The sequence below is a fragment of the Clostridium omnivorum genome, from assembly GCF_026012015.1.
In the GTDB taxonomy this organism is placed as follows: domain Bacteria; phylum Bacillota; class Clostridia; order Clostridiales; family Clostridiaceae; genus Clostridium_AX; species Clostridium_AX omnivorum.
In genome coordinates, this window is record NZ_BRXR01000001.1 from 4,171,484 (window position 1) to 4,185,570 (window position 14,087).

The following is a 14,087-nucleotide window of genomic DNA, read 5'->3' on the forward strand; positions in this document are numbered from 1 at the left end:
TCAAAGATTATTGTATATTAGTTTTAGCAAAGTTAGGAAGGAGAAACACGATGGACTTTGAACTGATAGCAACAGCTACCTTTGGACTTGAGTCAGTGGTAGCTAAAGAACTAAAAGAATTAGGATATGAAGATTTAAAGGTTGAGAATGGAAGGGTAACTTTCACTGGTGATGAATATGATATAGTTACATCAAACATATGGCTTAGAACTGCAGATAGAGTACTACTAAAAGTAGCAGAATTCAAGGCTGAAAGCTTTGAAGAGCTATTTCAAGGTACCTTAAAAGTAGATTGGGGAGAAATTATACCTCAAAACGGGAAAATGCATGTAGTAGGAAAATCTGTTAAATCAAAATTACATAGCGTTCCTGACTGCCAATCTATTGTAAAAAAAGCAGTTGTTGAGGGAATGAGAAACAAGTACAAAGTGGATTGGTTTGAAGAAGACGGGCCAGTATATAAGATAGAAGTAGCTATTTTAAAGGATATTGTAACCTTATCAATAGATACTTCTGGTGCTGGATTACATAAAAGAGGCTACAGAGAAAATGCTGGAGAGGCGCCAATAAAAGAAACTTTAGCTGCTGCTTTAGTTATGCTTAGTAATTGGAAGCCAGACATGCAGCTTGCGGATCCATTTTGCGGTTCTGGAACAATACCTATAGAAGCAGCACTTATAGCTAAGAATATAGCTCCTGGACTGAACAGGAGTTTTGTCTCTGAAGAATGGCATATAATTCCTAAGAATATTTGGGAGGATACAAGAAATCATGCGAGAAATCAAATAAATAATCTTGAATTTAGAATATTAGCTTCAGATATAGATGGAAGGGTGCTAAGAACTGCAAGAGATAATGCAGCTAGGGCTGGTTTATCGGATTATATTGCCTTTCAAAGGCTGCCTGCAGAAGAATTTAGTTCCAAAAAGAAAAATGGAGTTATTATCTGCAATCCTCCATATGGGGAAAGGTTAGGGGACAGTAAGCTAGTCGATGAAATATATAGAAATTTAGGAAGGCTATTTAAGGAACTTGCTGATTGGTCCTTTTATGTTATAACTTCCAATGAAGATTTCCAAAAATCCTTTGGTTTAAAGGCAGATAAAAATAGAAAGCTGTATAATGGAAGGCTTCAATGCTACTATTATCAATACATAAATAATTTAAAAAAGTAAAAATATAGTTAAATAATAAGCCTATATCTTAATTATTGTACATGTTAAGATATAGGCTTATTTCTTATAGTCTATTGAATTCTTTTTAAATTTAATTCTTCTGGAGTAACATAAATGGTTCTATTAGTATAATAAATTACCATACCAGGTTTTGCACCTGAAGGCTTTTTTACATTTTTAACCTCAGTATAATCCACTGGCACCTTTGAGCCATCCTTTGACTTGCTATAATAAGCTGCTAGTATTGCTGCTTCCTCGAGAGTTCTCTCTGGCAGGTTTTTTGTATTCTTTATTATAACGTGAGAGCCAGGTATATTCTTTGTATGAAGCCAAATATCCTGCTTTTCTGCGAATTTTAAAGTAAGGTAGTCATTTTGCATATTGTTCTTACCAATATAAATATCTATACCATCACTAGATACAAAGTGCATTGGTTTAGAAGTTTGTATTTTTTTCTTATTTTCCTTTTTGAATTTAATATAACCAGTATCAACTAATTCTCTTCTTATTTCTTCAATTTCACTATAATTTTCAACATTTTTAATGTTAGTTATTACAGATTGAAGATAATCCATCTCTTCTTCTGCAGACTTAAGCTGCAGGATAGCCATTTCTTCTGATTTTTTGTGCTTTGAGTACTTTTTAAAATAGCTTTGTATATTTTCTGATGGAGTCTTATTTTCATCTAGTGGAATATCAATATATTCTCCATCCTCACTATAATAGTTGAAAATTTTTGCAACTTTATCTCCCTTTTTAATATTATAAATAGACGAAGTTAAAAGTTCCCCATATAGCTTTAACTGATCTTTATCATTTGCTTCTTCTATTACATTTTTAAGTAAGACAATTTTTTTGCTGCATCTATCTATATTTGTTGTGACTACTCTCTGTAAATCAGCACTTCTAGCATTTAGTCTATCTGCCTTATCCTTTTTATAATAATAGTCTTCTAAGAGCTTCGATGGTGAATCATAGATTTCTTCCTCTAAATCCTTAAGACCTTCAAGTTTATCACAATAAAAGTCTTTAACAGTATTATTATCAATGTAAGACGCAAAATGAAAATCATAGTTTTTAAGCTTGCTAAAAGTTGAGTGAACATGTAAATATATTTCAGCTAAATTTTCTGCAGCTACAGCTATGTTTCTAGAATTAAGTCTATAGTATATTTCTTTAGAAAATTGCGCGCCTACACCGCTAAAAGTTTTAGAAAACAAAGACTTATCGAACTCTATAAAATTAGTATTAATGTATTCTTCAAGTTCTTCCTTTGAGAAGTCAAAAGGATTCAGCTTTTTAGATTCAGGAGGGAATATATATTTAATTCCTGGATAGAGACTTCTGTAGCTGTTGATATCTGGTGTAATATGCTTTATGCTGTCTACAACTATTTTGTCCCGCTCTCTTATTAGGGTAATATTACTATGTCTTCCCATGATTTCAATAACTAAGGAGTAAACACTATTGAAGCCAAGTTCATCAGTACTTTCAAAGTCGATTATTACTATCCTGTCTGCACCTACTTGTGAGATTTTAATAAGCCTTGCTCCAGTTAAGTACTTTCTCAGCACCATGCAGAACATAGGTGGAGTTAAGGGGTTTACCTTATTAATATCAGTTAAATGCAGCTTTGGATATACTGAACTAGCGCTAATAAGCAGCCTGTAGTTAACCCTGTCTGAACGTAAATTTAATACTATTTCATCTTTTTCTGGCTGAGTTATTTTATCTACTCTACTATTTAAAATTTTATTATTTAATTCATATACTATACTGTATAAGAAAATTCCGTCTAAAGCCATATAATCAATCCTTCCCTTGGATATAAATAACAATATGCATTTGTAGAATAGTATATCATTTTATGTAGTTAAAATCAAAAAGTTAGTGCTGTATCATTTATTATTTTATTATTTATGTTAAAATATGATTATAATATTTTAGCATAGATGTTTTAAGAGGCCTATATTGAGGAGTTGAGAAATATGAAATTTACAAAAATGAATGGAACAGGAAATGATTTTGTTGTTATTGAGGATTTAGAAAATCAAATAAATAACACCGGAGAGCTGGCAAAAAAGCTTTGTGATAGACGCTTTGGTATTGGTGGAGATGGAATACTATTAGTTAGAAAAAGCTCTAAAGCTGATATAGCTATGGAAATTATTAATTCGGATGGGTCTTATGCCTCCATGTGCGGAAATGGAATAAGATGCTTTGCTAAATATGCCTATGAAAATGGCTTAGTAAAGAAGGAAGATATGACCATTGATACTGGCGACGGAGTAAAGATTGCCATACTTGAAATAAAAGGCAGCAAAGTAGTAAGTATAACAATAAACATGGGATTTCCATCTTTTGAGCCTAGTGTAATCCCTGCGTTATCTAAGGAATATATTATTAATAAAAATATAAAGGCAAATGATAAGGAATATTTAATTAATACAATACTTATGGGAGTGCCTCATTCGGTTATCTTCGGAAAGTTAGAAGGTTTTCATGTTACTGAAGGAAAGGCTATTGAAAAATATGACCTCTACCCACAAGGAACTAATGTTAATTTTTGCGAAGTGGTAGATGAGAATAATATTAGGGTTAAAACCTGGGAAAGGGGAGCTGGTGCAACCTTAGCATGTGGAACAGGCTGTTGCGCTTCAGCTGTTATTTCAAATTATCTTGGATATACAAATAAGATGGTCAATGTTGAAATACCTGGTGGAAGGTTAACTGTTGAAATAACAAACGAAGGTATTCTTATGACCGGGCCTGCTGAAGTCAATTTCATTGGAGAAGTAAAAATTTAAATATATAACAATAAAGTTATATAAATAGTTATATAGATGCAAGAATGCTGCATGGCTGTTAGTTAGCTGTGCAGCATTTTTTGTAACCAAAAGAACCTATATAGTAAGCTAAAGACCTGAGAGTACTAAATAAATATGTAAAGAATAGAAGACAAATTAAAATATTTTCCGCCTTTATATATATTTGTGTTTAAATTAAGATTTGATGTCAATAATACCTAAAGGTAAAAATAAAAATTTACAATACATAATAATAATTCGAGTATGATTATTTTTAAATACGTATTGACTTAAGAAGTTGAAGAAAGGTAAGAAATATGGAAAACATCAATCTTTATAATATTGAAATCAATAAAAAAGCTATAGAAGTCATGAGTAAAGATATGGTGGTTAAGCATAACTTATTTCCTTTTTATGCGGACTCAAGGGAACTGCATATTGCTTGCTGCAAGAGTCTTAAAAATGAAATAATTAAGGATATAGAGTTTTTGACTGAAAAAATAATTAAGCTTTTTTATGCCTCAGAGAAGGATATACAGTACTTTATAAATTCCTACTATTATGAGCAGGAAATTGATAATGCCCTTGAGGAATTTATGGGCGAAGCCTCAAGCAACTTGGAAAGTAACAACAAGGAAGAACAAATATCTGTAATGGAAAGTGCACCTGTAGTTAGATTTATTGATGTAATAATAAATCAGGCAATAAATAAAAGAGCTAGTGATATTCATATAGAACCGTTTGAATACTTAGTTAAAATAAGATATAGAATTGATGGTATATTATATGAAGTAAAAAATCTTCCTAAAGAAATATTTCCTCCACTTTGTACTCGGTTAAAACTTTTATCAAATATAGATATAACAGAAAAAAGAATCCCTCAAGATGGTAAGTTTGAGCACCTATGGAGGGGAGAGAGATACGATATAAGAGTTTCCTCTCTTCCAATCACATATGGGGAGAAGCTTGTTATGAGAATTCTCTACAAAAATAAAGGAATATCTAAACTAGAATCCCTAGGTTTTAGTGAAGATATTTCAAAGCTCCTAAGAAACATTCTAAATAGTCCACATGGAATTTTATTAGTAACTGGTCCTACTGGCAGCGGTAAATCTACAACTCTTTATGCTATGCTTAATGAGCTTGATAAGAAAAGTAAAAATATAATTACTATAGAAGATCCAGTGGAATATGATATTCCAGGTGTTAATCAAGTTAATGTAAATACAAAAGCAGGCTTAACTTTTTCCAGCGGTCTTAGAAGTATTTTGCGGCAAGACCCAAATGTGATAATGCTAGGTGAGATTAGAGACGAGGAGACTGCTCAAATAGCTGTGAGAGCGGCTATAACAGGGCATCTAGTAATCTCAACCTTACATACTAATGATTCAATTAGTGCTATATCAAGACTAATTGATATGGGAGTGCCAAAATATTTAATTTCAGATGCTCTAATTTGCAGTATAGCACAAAGACTTGTGAGACTGCTCTGTCCAAATTGTAAAGTTAAATATAAGCCCTCAAGCAGCGAGAGAGAAGTACTTTGTTTAGATTCAGGAGTTGAACTTTTTAAACCTAAAGGCTGCAGCTGCTGTAATTATACAGGATATGAAGGGAGAACAGTAGTTTATGAGCTGCTTCATTTAAATAGCATCCATAAAAAAATAATATCAGAGCAAAATTCTATAGAAGGATTAAGAGACTATTGTAAATGCACAAATTTTATTAGCATACCTGAGAGCTGTAAGAGTTTATTGATCACTGGATATACCAGCTACGAAGAGTTGCTAAAGTTAATAGTATAAATAGAATTTGGAGTAATAAGATGAACAGTTATAAATTTATTGCTAAGGATATAAATGGTACCAATATAAAAGGTAAAGAGGCTGCTTCAGACCCCTCTGAACTAATTATAATTCTGAGAAACAAAGGCTTATATTTAATCAATTATAAATTAGTAAAGCAAAGGGAGAAATTTAATACTACTTTTAATGGGATTTTTGGTAGAAGACTAGCTTTAAAGGACTTATCATATTTATGTAAACAGTTTTCAGTTATATTATCAGCTGGTATTTCTATAGCAGAGGCAATTGAGATTTTGCAGGAAGAATCAATTGATAATAATCTAAAAAGCTCGTTAGCCCGAATTAAATCAATGATTTATAACGGTGACAGCCTTTCTAATAGTATGAAAAAGCTTGGAAAGGTTTTTCCTTTGTTTATGATTAAAATGGTAGCTGTAGGAGAAGAAAGCGGAAAGCTAGATATTATTTTAATGAAACTATCAATCTACTATGAAAAGCAGAATAAAATGAGAAGCAAGACAATCAGTGCTTTAATATATCCAGCGGTAGTGTTTATTGTAAGCATAGTAATTATGCTTTTTCTAATGATCAAGGTGGTACCAATATTTGCAGATAATTTGCTTTCCTCCGGAGGGGAGTTACCTGTTATAACGGTTTTTGTTCTAGCTATCAGTGATTTTTTAACTAGACAGTATCCTTTAATTTTTGTAGTAATGGTGTTCATAATAATAGCATCTATCTGTGTTAAAGATAAGTACTTTTATAGAATAAAAAAGGATAGAGTAAAGCTTAACCTTCCTGTTATAAAGAAAATCTATCTTAAGCTTGTATGCTCTAAATTTGCAGATGCATTTAGTATGCTAATAGGAAGCGGCATTTCTGTAGTTAAGTCTTTAGATATAGTAGCTCAACTTCTAGATAATATTATAATTGAAGAAAAGCTACAAGCTTGCATATTAAAAGTAAATAATGGAGAAAGTTTGTCTTCAGTTATAAAAGATATGAAGATATTCCCCAAATTACTGTGCTCAATGATTAAAATTGGTGAGGAAACTGGTTGTATTGAAGAACTGCTTCATAAGGTTTCAGAGATTTTTGAAGAAGAAGCCTATGAGAGTATAAGTAAAGTAACAGTTTTAATTGAACCTGTAATGATATGCTTTCTTTCTGTAATGGTTGCATTTATTATTGGGGCGACCATGCTTCCAATGCTAAATATGATGAAAGTAATGGGGAGCTAACATATGCAGAAAAAAAAGGGGTTTACATTAATTGAACTGCTTTTAACCATTTGTATTATTTCTATTATAAGTAGTGCAATGGCAGCTGGCATTACATCATATTTTAAGACCAGGAATAAATATGAAGCTAGGTTTACTCAGAACTGTATTTTAGGGGTTATAAGCAATGCAAAACAGTATTGTAGAGAAAAGAATAAGTACGGTGATGTGGTGTTTGACCTTTCTGCAAATGAGATATACTTTAAGAGCGATTTTTCAATTAAGGATAAATTTTATTTGCCTAAGAATGTAAAACTTTCGGGTGTAAGTAATTATAATAAAAAAATTGAAATTAATAATAGGGGAATTATTAGCGGGGATGCTTGTACCATCACTCTAAAAGATTTAAGTGGAAATCTTTATTACATTACTGTATGTGTGGGGTCTTTTTATGTGGAAATCAAATAGTAAGAAAGGATATACCTTAATTGAAGTAGTGTGCTCTTTGACAATATTAGCAATTTTACTTTTAGCTGCAATGATAACTGAGCTATATTACTTTTCTTTGAAAAGATATAATCAAAACTTGTTACAATGTACATGTTATTTAGAAGCTTTAAAAAGTAATTTAAGAGATCAATATTCCTATGCTGATATCAATTCATTACAAGCTGCTAGAAATTATTATGTTCCAAAAGAAAATATAAATATGGATGAATTAAAGGAAACAAATTTTATAAGTGATTTATTGGTTCAGCCGCCACTAGAAGGTGAAGTGTTAGAAAAACCTTACGTTGAAATAAGAAAAGAAATTGGGGAGGGAAGATGTATAAATATTAAGCTTACCGCCTATATTCAAAATAAAAGTGGGACCAAAACTTTGAAGATTGAATTTTTAAAAGGGGATTACTAATGAAAAAAGGGTTTACTCTAATCGAAATAATAATTGCTGCAGCCTTAGCATCTGTAGTTTTGACTATTGGTTCCTATGTTCTAGTAACTTCAACAAAGTTATATAAAAATGAAATAGCTAGGAATAAATATATGTATTATCTGAAGGAAGCTTCGATGTATATTGAGAGCGAAGTGCAAAATAGTGAAGAAATAGTCTACAAAGGTACAGTTAACGAGAAATATTTAAAGATTACTTCTATAGAAGTAAATGAGAATAAACTTACAATACATAGGGCTGAACAGAAGATTGAAGCAGTACCCATAGACTATAGAAAAGAAATATTTTTAAATACACAAAAGAATCTTGTCGTAACATATTATGAAAATAGTTTTAATAAGGGTATAAATAATATAACAACCCATTTAAAAACCTTTGTCTGCAGTAAAATGGGTAATATAATATATCTTTCTATGGAAAGTGAAAATGGAGATAGGTTTGAAAGATGCATAGAGGTCAGCGTACTAAATTAAAAAAAGGTTATATACTAGTTGATACACTAATTATTGGATTAATTGCAATGATAATTGCATTATTTTGCTATAGTCTAGTTTTACAAGAGTTAAAGTATAATACAAGTTTTTATAGCTATACAAAAGTAAATGTTGATGTGCAAAACTATAAAGAGATTTTATTGACAAAGGTTAATGATAATATTAATGCTAATGTTATGGATAGAAGCCTAAATAATATTAAGAATTATCTTAGTTGTAATCTTACAACTATTTATATAACAAACAATAAGGCAAGTATTTCCTATAGTACACTAAAGAGTTGTCTTATATTAAAATCATATTTTGATGAGTCCCATCATAGAGAAGATTTCTTTGATATTATAGTTGAAAGCGGAACAGTAAAATATGTTTATAAGAGTACTAATTACGAAAGCGGGGCGATGGAATAGTAATGTTTAATAACTATGTGGTTGAAATAGAAGAAAATAAAATGCTAGATATAAGACTTATGAAAAAGCTTCCTTTAAAAAGCAGCTTTAAGATAATGAAATCTATTATGCCCAGTGGCGATATTACTGGTGTTAATGTGGATATTCGTAGGAAAAAGATATATGTCATTGTGGAAGGAGAAGAAGTATATATTAAACTCATTACTATACCTAGGGTTAATTACAGTAAAATTGAGGATTTAATAAGAGGCGAATTACTCTATTATTTTAAGGAAATCGAAAATATTTTATTTACATATTCCATATTAAAGGAAGTTGATAGGTGTTTTGAAGTCATTGTATTTTGCTTAAACGCTGATAAAATTGATGTGCTTCAAAAGAGCTTTTGTGATATTAGTCAGGTTAAAGGTATTTATTTAATACAGTTTTGCATATTAAACTTTATGAAAAAGACAATTAATGAAGATAACTTCAATGTAGTGTTTTCTTTAAAAAAATCCTTGTATTTAATGGAGGTAAAATTCAATATTCTTAAGAAAAATAGGGTAATTAAAGAAGTTATGTCCTCAGAGGAATTCAAATCTCAGGTTGATGGCTTTATTAAATATAAGATAAGCAGCTATAATGATGTAAATACTTATTTTGTAAATATTGATAATAAAGTATGGATAGAGGAATACATAAAGGAAGGATGCTTTAAGGATTTAGGAAGGTTCAGTGAGAAGGAGATAATTGAAAATTCTACAATAAGCAGTAAATAAAGGAGTAAAAGGATATGCAGGAGTATAATTTTGCACCTAGGAAAAGTAAGAAAAGAAAGACTGTTAATATGATTGAAAGAGACAAAGCAGTAATTGCAATTTTTCTTCTTATATTTACAGCCCTTATTTATAGTTATATCAAACTTTTAAATTTAAAAGAGGTTGAAGAGCAAAAGTATTATAAATTCATACAGGAAAATAAACAAACTATGGATATTATGACTTCTGAAAGCAGAGAAAAGTCAAAAACAATAAGTGCTGCTAACGTATTCTTAAAGGATATAGATAATTTTGTAAAGTATTCTGAGGTAAATATAGAAGGTAACCAAATTATATGTCGGTTTGGAATAGAAAATGAGCAGGAATATTATAAATTGATTTCCAGTCTTGAAAAAAATAACAGATATAAATTAAAAGAAATATCTCCACTTAAGCAAAATTCTGGAGAAGGCTCGTCAGCAGAAGTACTATTAGAGGTAATAAAATGAAAAAGGGATTAGTTTCATATTTTATATTAGGTTTAATGATTATAATTTTAATAGGTTTAAATTGCTATAGTTATATAGGATATAAAAAGGTTCAAAAGCAAAATATGAATAACATCACAAGCAATATATTGGAGCAAACAAAGCTAGAAAAAGCAGAGAATATAAAAGGAAGCTTCGGATACAGCGATATATTAAATTTTTCTTCTAGTAATGAAGGTATGAAAATATCCAATATAGAAAAATACGCAGGAGAAACACAACGAACTAAAGTAAACTTTCGATATGAAGGCAATAATATGAGTTTTGAGGGGATATTGGATAAACTTCAGAAACAGGAAAATCTAATCAGTGTAAGTAATATAAAAATTACACATAATAAAGATAGCGATTCTATTTTAGTAAGTGTTAATGCTACTTTTATAAAAAATAAATAATGTCATATTTTAGATAAAAAAATGAAGGGAAAAGGTGAGAAATGAATAATAATATTTGCAAATAATCTCAAGTTTTGATACAATATCATTGTTCGGTCTGCATTTGGTATTTTTTATAAATACAAGCCAGCTTGAATGCAATATTGCTCGGTATTAATTTACCTGAAAAGGTTATAATATAAATGAATTAATAGATTTTGGAGGGATACTTAATGATTTCAGCAGGAGATATAAGAAAAGGAAGTACTTTTGAATTAGATGGACAAGTTTATACAGTTATTGATTTCCTACATGTAAAACCTGGAAAAGGAGCTGCTTTCGTAAGAACTAAGCTTAGAAACGTTATAGCTGGCGGAGTTACTGATAGAACTTTTAACCCAACAGATAAGCTTCAAGAAGCAGTTATAGAGAGAAAAGAAATGCAATATCTTTATTCCGATGGAGAGCTATATTACTTCATGGATCAAGAAACTTTTGAACAAATTCCACTTAACTATGAAAAAGTTGAGGAAGCTATAAAGTTCCTAAAGGAAAATATGTTTGCTGTAATTAAGTTCTATAAAGGAGAAGCTTTCTCAGTTGAAGCTCCAAACTTTGTGGAATTACAAATTACTCACACTGAACCAGGAGCAAAGGGAAATACTGCTACAAATACACTAAAGCCAGCAACAGTTGAAACTGGTACAATTGTAATGGTTCCACTATTCGTTAATGAAGGTGAAATTATTAGAATAGATACAAGAACTGGCGAATATATGGAAAGAGTATAGGCAATAATATTAATAACTGACGTATAGATAAAAACTATTGTCACTAATAAATGTAAACAGTATAAGGTATGACTTATACTGTTTAATTATTATCAACATGTTTTAAAGAGCAACTATATAAAGGAGTGATAACATGAATGATATTAAATCAAGAATATCATACTTACAAGGATTAATTGATGGATTAGGCATTGAAAGTGAATCAAAAGAAGGCAGGGTTCTAGTTGAGATTGCAAGTATTCTTGGAGACATGGCTGAAGAAATTGAAGATTTAACTTACAATCAGGAAGAGATGGAAGAATATGTTGATGCAATCGATGAAGATTTAGGCAGCCTAGAAGACGACTTTTATTTTGAAGATGAAGACTTCGATGATGAATATGAAGATGACTGCGACAATTATATTAGCTTAAATTGCCCTAACTGTGATGAAACTGTATATATTGATTCAGACATATGTTCTTATAATGAGGATATAACTTGTCCAAATTGCCACAGTAAAATAGCTTTAGATTGCTGCTGTGGCCATGAAGATAGTAACGACTAATAAATACATATAAAATTGCTTTAAGGATATAAAAGATTTTCTTTTATGTCCTTTTTATTTTTATATAAAAATTTAATTATATTGGAATAATTTTAGTCTTATATAAATAGGAATTATATATGAGAGGAGGATAAGAAAATGGTTAACACTAAAGAAGTTTTAGAAGTATTACCTAATTATATAAGACTATTAGTTCAGGAATTTAAAGATGTAGACAAGCTTCAAGAAATAAGAATCAGAATAAACAAACCGCTAGTTTTAAACTTTGGGAGCAAAGAAGTGATTTGCTCCTATGTTCCAACCCAGGAAGATATTAAAACTATTCTGCAGAAAATAAGTAACTATTCAATATATGCTTATTCCGAAGAGATTAGACAAGGGTATATAACAATTAGCGGAGGACATAGAGTTGGAATATGTGGGGTTTGTGTAGTTGAGGATAATAAAATTAAGACCATAAAAGATATTGGTTCCCTTAATTTTAGAATTTGCAGGGAAGTAATAGGCTGTTCAAATTCAATTATTCCATTTATTACTGAAAATAATGAGATTCTTAATACTATTATAATTTCACCGCCTAAGTGTGGTAAAACTACATTGCTACGTGATATTTCAAGAAATTTATCAGATGGAATGAAAGAGCGTGGACTTGTTGGTAAAAAGATATGTATAGTAGATGAAAGAAGTGAGATAGGGGCTTGTTATAGTGGACAACCCCAGATGCAGGTAGGCCTTAGAACAGATATATTGGACAATTGTCCCAAGAGCGAAGGAATTATGCTTGCAATAAGAAGTATGTCTCCTGATGCCATAATATGTGATGAAATAGGAACATATAAAGACGTTGAAAGTATAATAATGGCCATGAATTCTGGAGTGAGTCTTATTACTACTATCCATGGCTACGATATAGGAGATTTATTAAATAGAGCGGTTTTTAAAGAAATTATTGAAAATAATGTATTCAGAAGAGCGATAATTCTAAGCTCAGCAAAAGGTGCAGGTACAGTGGAATATGTATATGATTTTAAACTAAAAGATAATGTTTGGAGGAGAGTATGTTAAAGACAATAGCATGTTTTATAATTCTTGCTACTACCACTTGTGGAGGATTTGTTTTTGCAGAAGCCTTTAAAAAACGCACTAAGCAGCTTGCTGAGCTCCAGATGGCGATGCATCATTTAAGCAACGAAATAGAATTTACTCATACACCCCTTCCAGTGGCTTTTAACAATATAGCATTAAAATCAGAAGAACCTGTAAGAAGTGTATTAATAAAAGTATCAGAGCTTCTTATAGAGAACACAGTTCAAAATGTTTATGAAGCTTTTTCTATTAGCTTAAAAGCAAACAAAAATAATATTGAACTAAAAAAGGAGGATGAAGCTGTATTATTGGATTTTGCAAAAGGTTTAGGAGAATCTGATTTACAAGGTCAAAAGAAGCTTTTTGCTCTAGCCATGGAAAATTTAAAGAAGCAGATTTCAATGGCGGATTTATCAATGAATAAAAATGTAAAAATGTATAGATATTTAGGCTTTAGCCTTGGTGCAATGATTGTGATTATACTGATCTAAGGATAAAAATTAAATAAACTTTTAAACAATATGTAATGGAGGGGTTAATATGAATTCTCTTGATATAAGTCTGATATTTAAAATAGGTGCCTTTGGTATATTTTTAATGGTTTTAGAGAAGGTGCTAAAGGCTTCAGGGAAAGATGAAATTGCAATGATTACTAATTTAGCAGGTATCATAATAATCCTTATGATGGTGGTTAATTTGATTAGTAAGCTATTTGGCACTGTGAGGACTATATTCCAACTTTAGGAGGATAACATGGAGATAATAAAAATAGTAGCGTTTGCTTTTATTGCTCTAATTATAGTGCTAGTAGTAAGGGATAAAAAAAGTGAGATAGCTGTGCAAATTAGTATAATTGCTGGAGTAATTATTTTTCTCTATATGATTAGTAAAATTACAGCAGTACTTCAATTTCTACAGCAGCTTGCATTAAAAGCTAATATAGATTTTGTTTATCTAAATACTATTTTCAAAATACTAGGTATTGCATATCTAGCATCCTTCTGTAGTGAGATATGCAAGGATGCAGGTGAAGGCAGTATAGCTGCAAAGGTAGAATTTGCAGGCAAAATCCTAATTTTAGTACTGGCAATACCGATTCTAATGGCTGTTTTACAGTCAATTCTGAAGATAATGTAGG

Annotated in this window: 18 protein-coding genes; 17 read left to right on the forward strand and 1 reads right to left on the reverse strand. The window is 30.6% G+C overall.

Annotation, left to right across the window (positions count from 1 at the left end; genetic code table 11):
* Window positions 1–50: 50 nt before the first annotated feature.
* Window positions 51–1,175 carry a THUMP domain-containing class I SAM-dependent RNA methyltransferase gene (locus tag bsdE14_RS19730; RefSeq protein WP_264851713.1) on the forward strand — a complete coding sequence of 375 codons (1,125 nt, stop codon included), beginning with the start codon at window positions 51–53 and terminating at the stop codon, window positions 1,173–1,175.
* Window positions 1,176–1,246: 71 nt separating this feature from the next.
* On the opposite strand, the gene bsdE14_RS19735 is transcribed toward bsdE14_RS19730, so the two are convergent.
* Window positions 1,247–2,980, reverse strand: a complete 1,734-nt coding sequence (locus tag bsdE14_RS19735; RefSeq protein ID WP_264852307.1) for an Rqc2 family fibronectin-binding protein — start codon at window positions 2,978–2,980, stop codon at window positions 1,247–1,249.
* Between the two features lie 183 nt (window positions 2,981–3,163).
* On the opposite strand from bsdE14_RS19735, the gene dapF reads away from it, so the two are divergent.
* From dapF to spoIIIAD, 16 genes are all read left to right on the forward strand, one after another.
* Window positions 3,164–3,982, forward strand: a complete 819-nt coding sequence (dapF, locus tag bsdE14_RS19740) for a diaminopimelate epimerase (RefSeq protein WP_264851714.1) — start codon at window positions 3,164–3,166, stop codon at window positions 3,980–3,982.
* Window positions 3,983–4,299: 317 nt separating this feature from the next.
* Window positions 4,300–5,787 carry a GspE/PulE family protein gene (locus tag bsdE14_RS19745; protein ID WP_264851715.1) on the forward strand — a complete coding sequence of 496 codons (1,488 nt, stop codon included), beginning with the start codon at window positions 4,300–4,302 and terminating at the stop codon, window positions 5,785–5,787.
* A gap of 20 nt (window positions 5,788–5,807) precedes the next feature.
* Entirely contained in the window at window positions 5,808–7,028 is a 1,221-nt protein-coding gene (locus bsdE14_RS19750) for a type II secretion system F family protein (protein ID WP_264851716.1), read from the forward strand.
* A gap of 3 nt (window positions 7,029–7,031) precedes the next feature.
* Window positions 7,032–7,475, forward strand: a complete 444-nt coding sequence (locus bsdE14_RS19755) for a prepilin-type N-terminal cleavage/methylation domain-containing protein (protein ID WP_264851717.1) — start codon at window positions 7,032–7,034, stop codon at window positions 7,473–7,475.
* Window positions 7,459–7,920: a prepilin-type N-terminal cleavage/methylation domain-containing protein gene (locus tag bsdE14_RS19760; protein ID WP_264851718.1), complete on the forward strand. Its 462-nt coding sequence runs from the start codon at window positions 7,459–7,461 to the stop codon at window positions 7,918–7,920. The genes bsdE14_RS19755 and bsdE14_RS19760 overlap by 17 nt, the downstream gene beginning before the upstream one ends.
* The gene (locus tag bsdE14_RS19765; RefSeq protein WP_264851719.1) at window positions 7,920–8,432 is read left to right on the forward strand and encodes a prepilin-type N-terminal cleavage/methylation domain-containing protein; all 513 of its coding nucleotides are present in this window, start codon (window positions 7,920–7,922) and stop codon (window positions 8,430–8,432) included. Before bsdE14_RS19760 ends, bsdE14_RS19765 begins: the two co-directional genes overlap by 1 nt.
* A complete protein-coding gene (locus tag bsdE14_RS19770; protein WP_264851720.1) occupies window positions 8,405–8,863 on the forward strand; it encodes a hypothetical protein in 459 nt (152 codons plus the stop codon). Before bsdE14_RS19765 ends, bsdE14_RS19770 begins: the two co-directional genes overlap by 28 nt.
* Before the next feature lie 2 nt (window positions 8,864–8,865).
* The gene (locus bsdE14_RS19775; protein ID WP_264851721.1) at window positions 8,866–9,624 is read left to right on the forward strand and encodes a hypothetical protein; all 759 of its coding nucleotides are present in this window, start codon (window positions 8,866–8,868) and stop codon (window positions 9,622–9,624) included.
* Between the two features lie 14 nt (window positions 9,625–9,638).
* Window positions 9,639–10,112, forward strand: a complete 474-nt coding sequence (locus bsdE14_RS19780; protein ID WP_264851722.1) for a hypothetical protein — start codon at window positions 9,639–9,641, stop codon at window positions 10,110–10,112.
* The gene (locus tag bsdE14_RS19785; RefSeq protein WP_264851723.1) at window positions 10,109–10,546 is read left to right on the forward strand and encodes a hypothetical protein; all 438 of its coding nucleotides are present in this window, start codon (window positions 10,109–10,111) and stop codon (window positions 10,544–10,546) included. Before bsdE14_RS19780 ends, bsdE14_RS19785 begins: the two co-directional genes overlap by 4 nt.
* Before the next feature lie 212 nt (window positions 10,547–10,758).
* On the forward strand, window positions 10,759–11,316 hold the full coding sequence (gene efp / locus bsdE14_RS19790) for an elongation factor P (RefSeq protein ID WP_264851724.1): 558 nt from the start codon (window positions 10,759–10,761) through the stop codon (window positions 11,314–11,316).
* A gap of 133 nt (window positions 11,317–11,449) precedes the next feature.
* Window positions 11,450–11,863, forward strand: a complete 414-nt coding sequence (locus bsdE14_RS19795) for a CD1247 N-terminal domain-containing protein (protein WP_264851726.1) — start codon at window positions 11,450–11,452, stop codon at window positions 11,861–11,863.
* A gap of 138 nt (window positions 11,864–12,001) precedes the next feature.
* Window positions 12,002–12,928, forward strand: coding sequence for a stage III sporulation protein AA (gene spoIIIAA / locus bsdE14_RS19800; RefSeq protein WP_264851727.1), 927 nt, complete (start codon window positions 12,002–12,004; stop codon window positions 12,926–12,928).
* Window positions 12,922–13,440 (forward strand): stage III sporulation protein SpoIIIAB, encoded by a 519-nt coding sequence (spoIIIAB, locus tag bsdE14_RS19805; RefSeq protein ID WP_264851729.1) that lies wholly within the window; start codon window positions 12,922–12,924, stop codon window positions 13,438–13,440. Before spoIIIAA ends, spoIIIAB begins: the two co-directional genes overlap by 7 nt.
* 49 nt (window positions 13,441–13,489) lie before the next feature.
* Complete coding sequence (spoIIIAC, locus tag bsdE14_RS19810) at window positions 13,490–13,693, forward strand: stage III sporulation protein AC (RefSeq protein ID WP_264851730.1); 204 nt, start codon at window positions 13,490–13,492, stop codon at window positions 13,691–13,693.
* A 9-nt stretch (window positions 13,694–13,702) separates the two neighbouring features.
* The gene (gene spoIIIAD, locus bsdE14_RS19815; protein WP_264851731.1) at window positions 13,703–14,086 is read left to right on the forward strand and encodes a stage III sporulation protein AD; all 384 of its coding nucleotides are present in this window, start codon (window positions 13,703–13,705) and stop codon (window positions 14,084–14,086) included.
* Window position 14,087 lies beyond the last annotated feature (1 nt).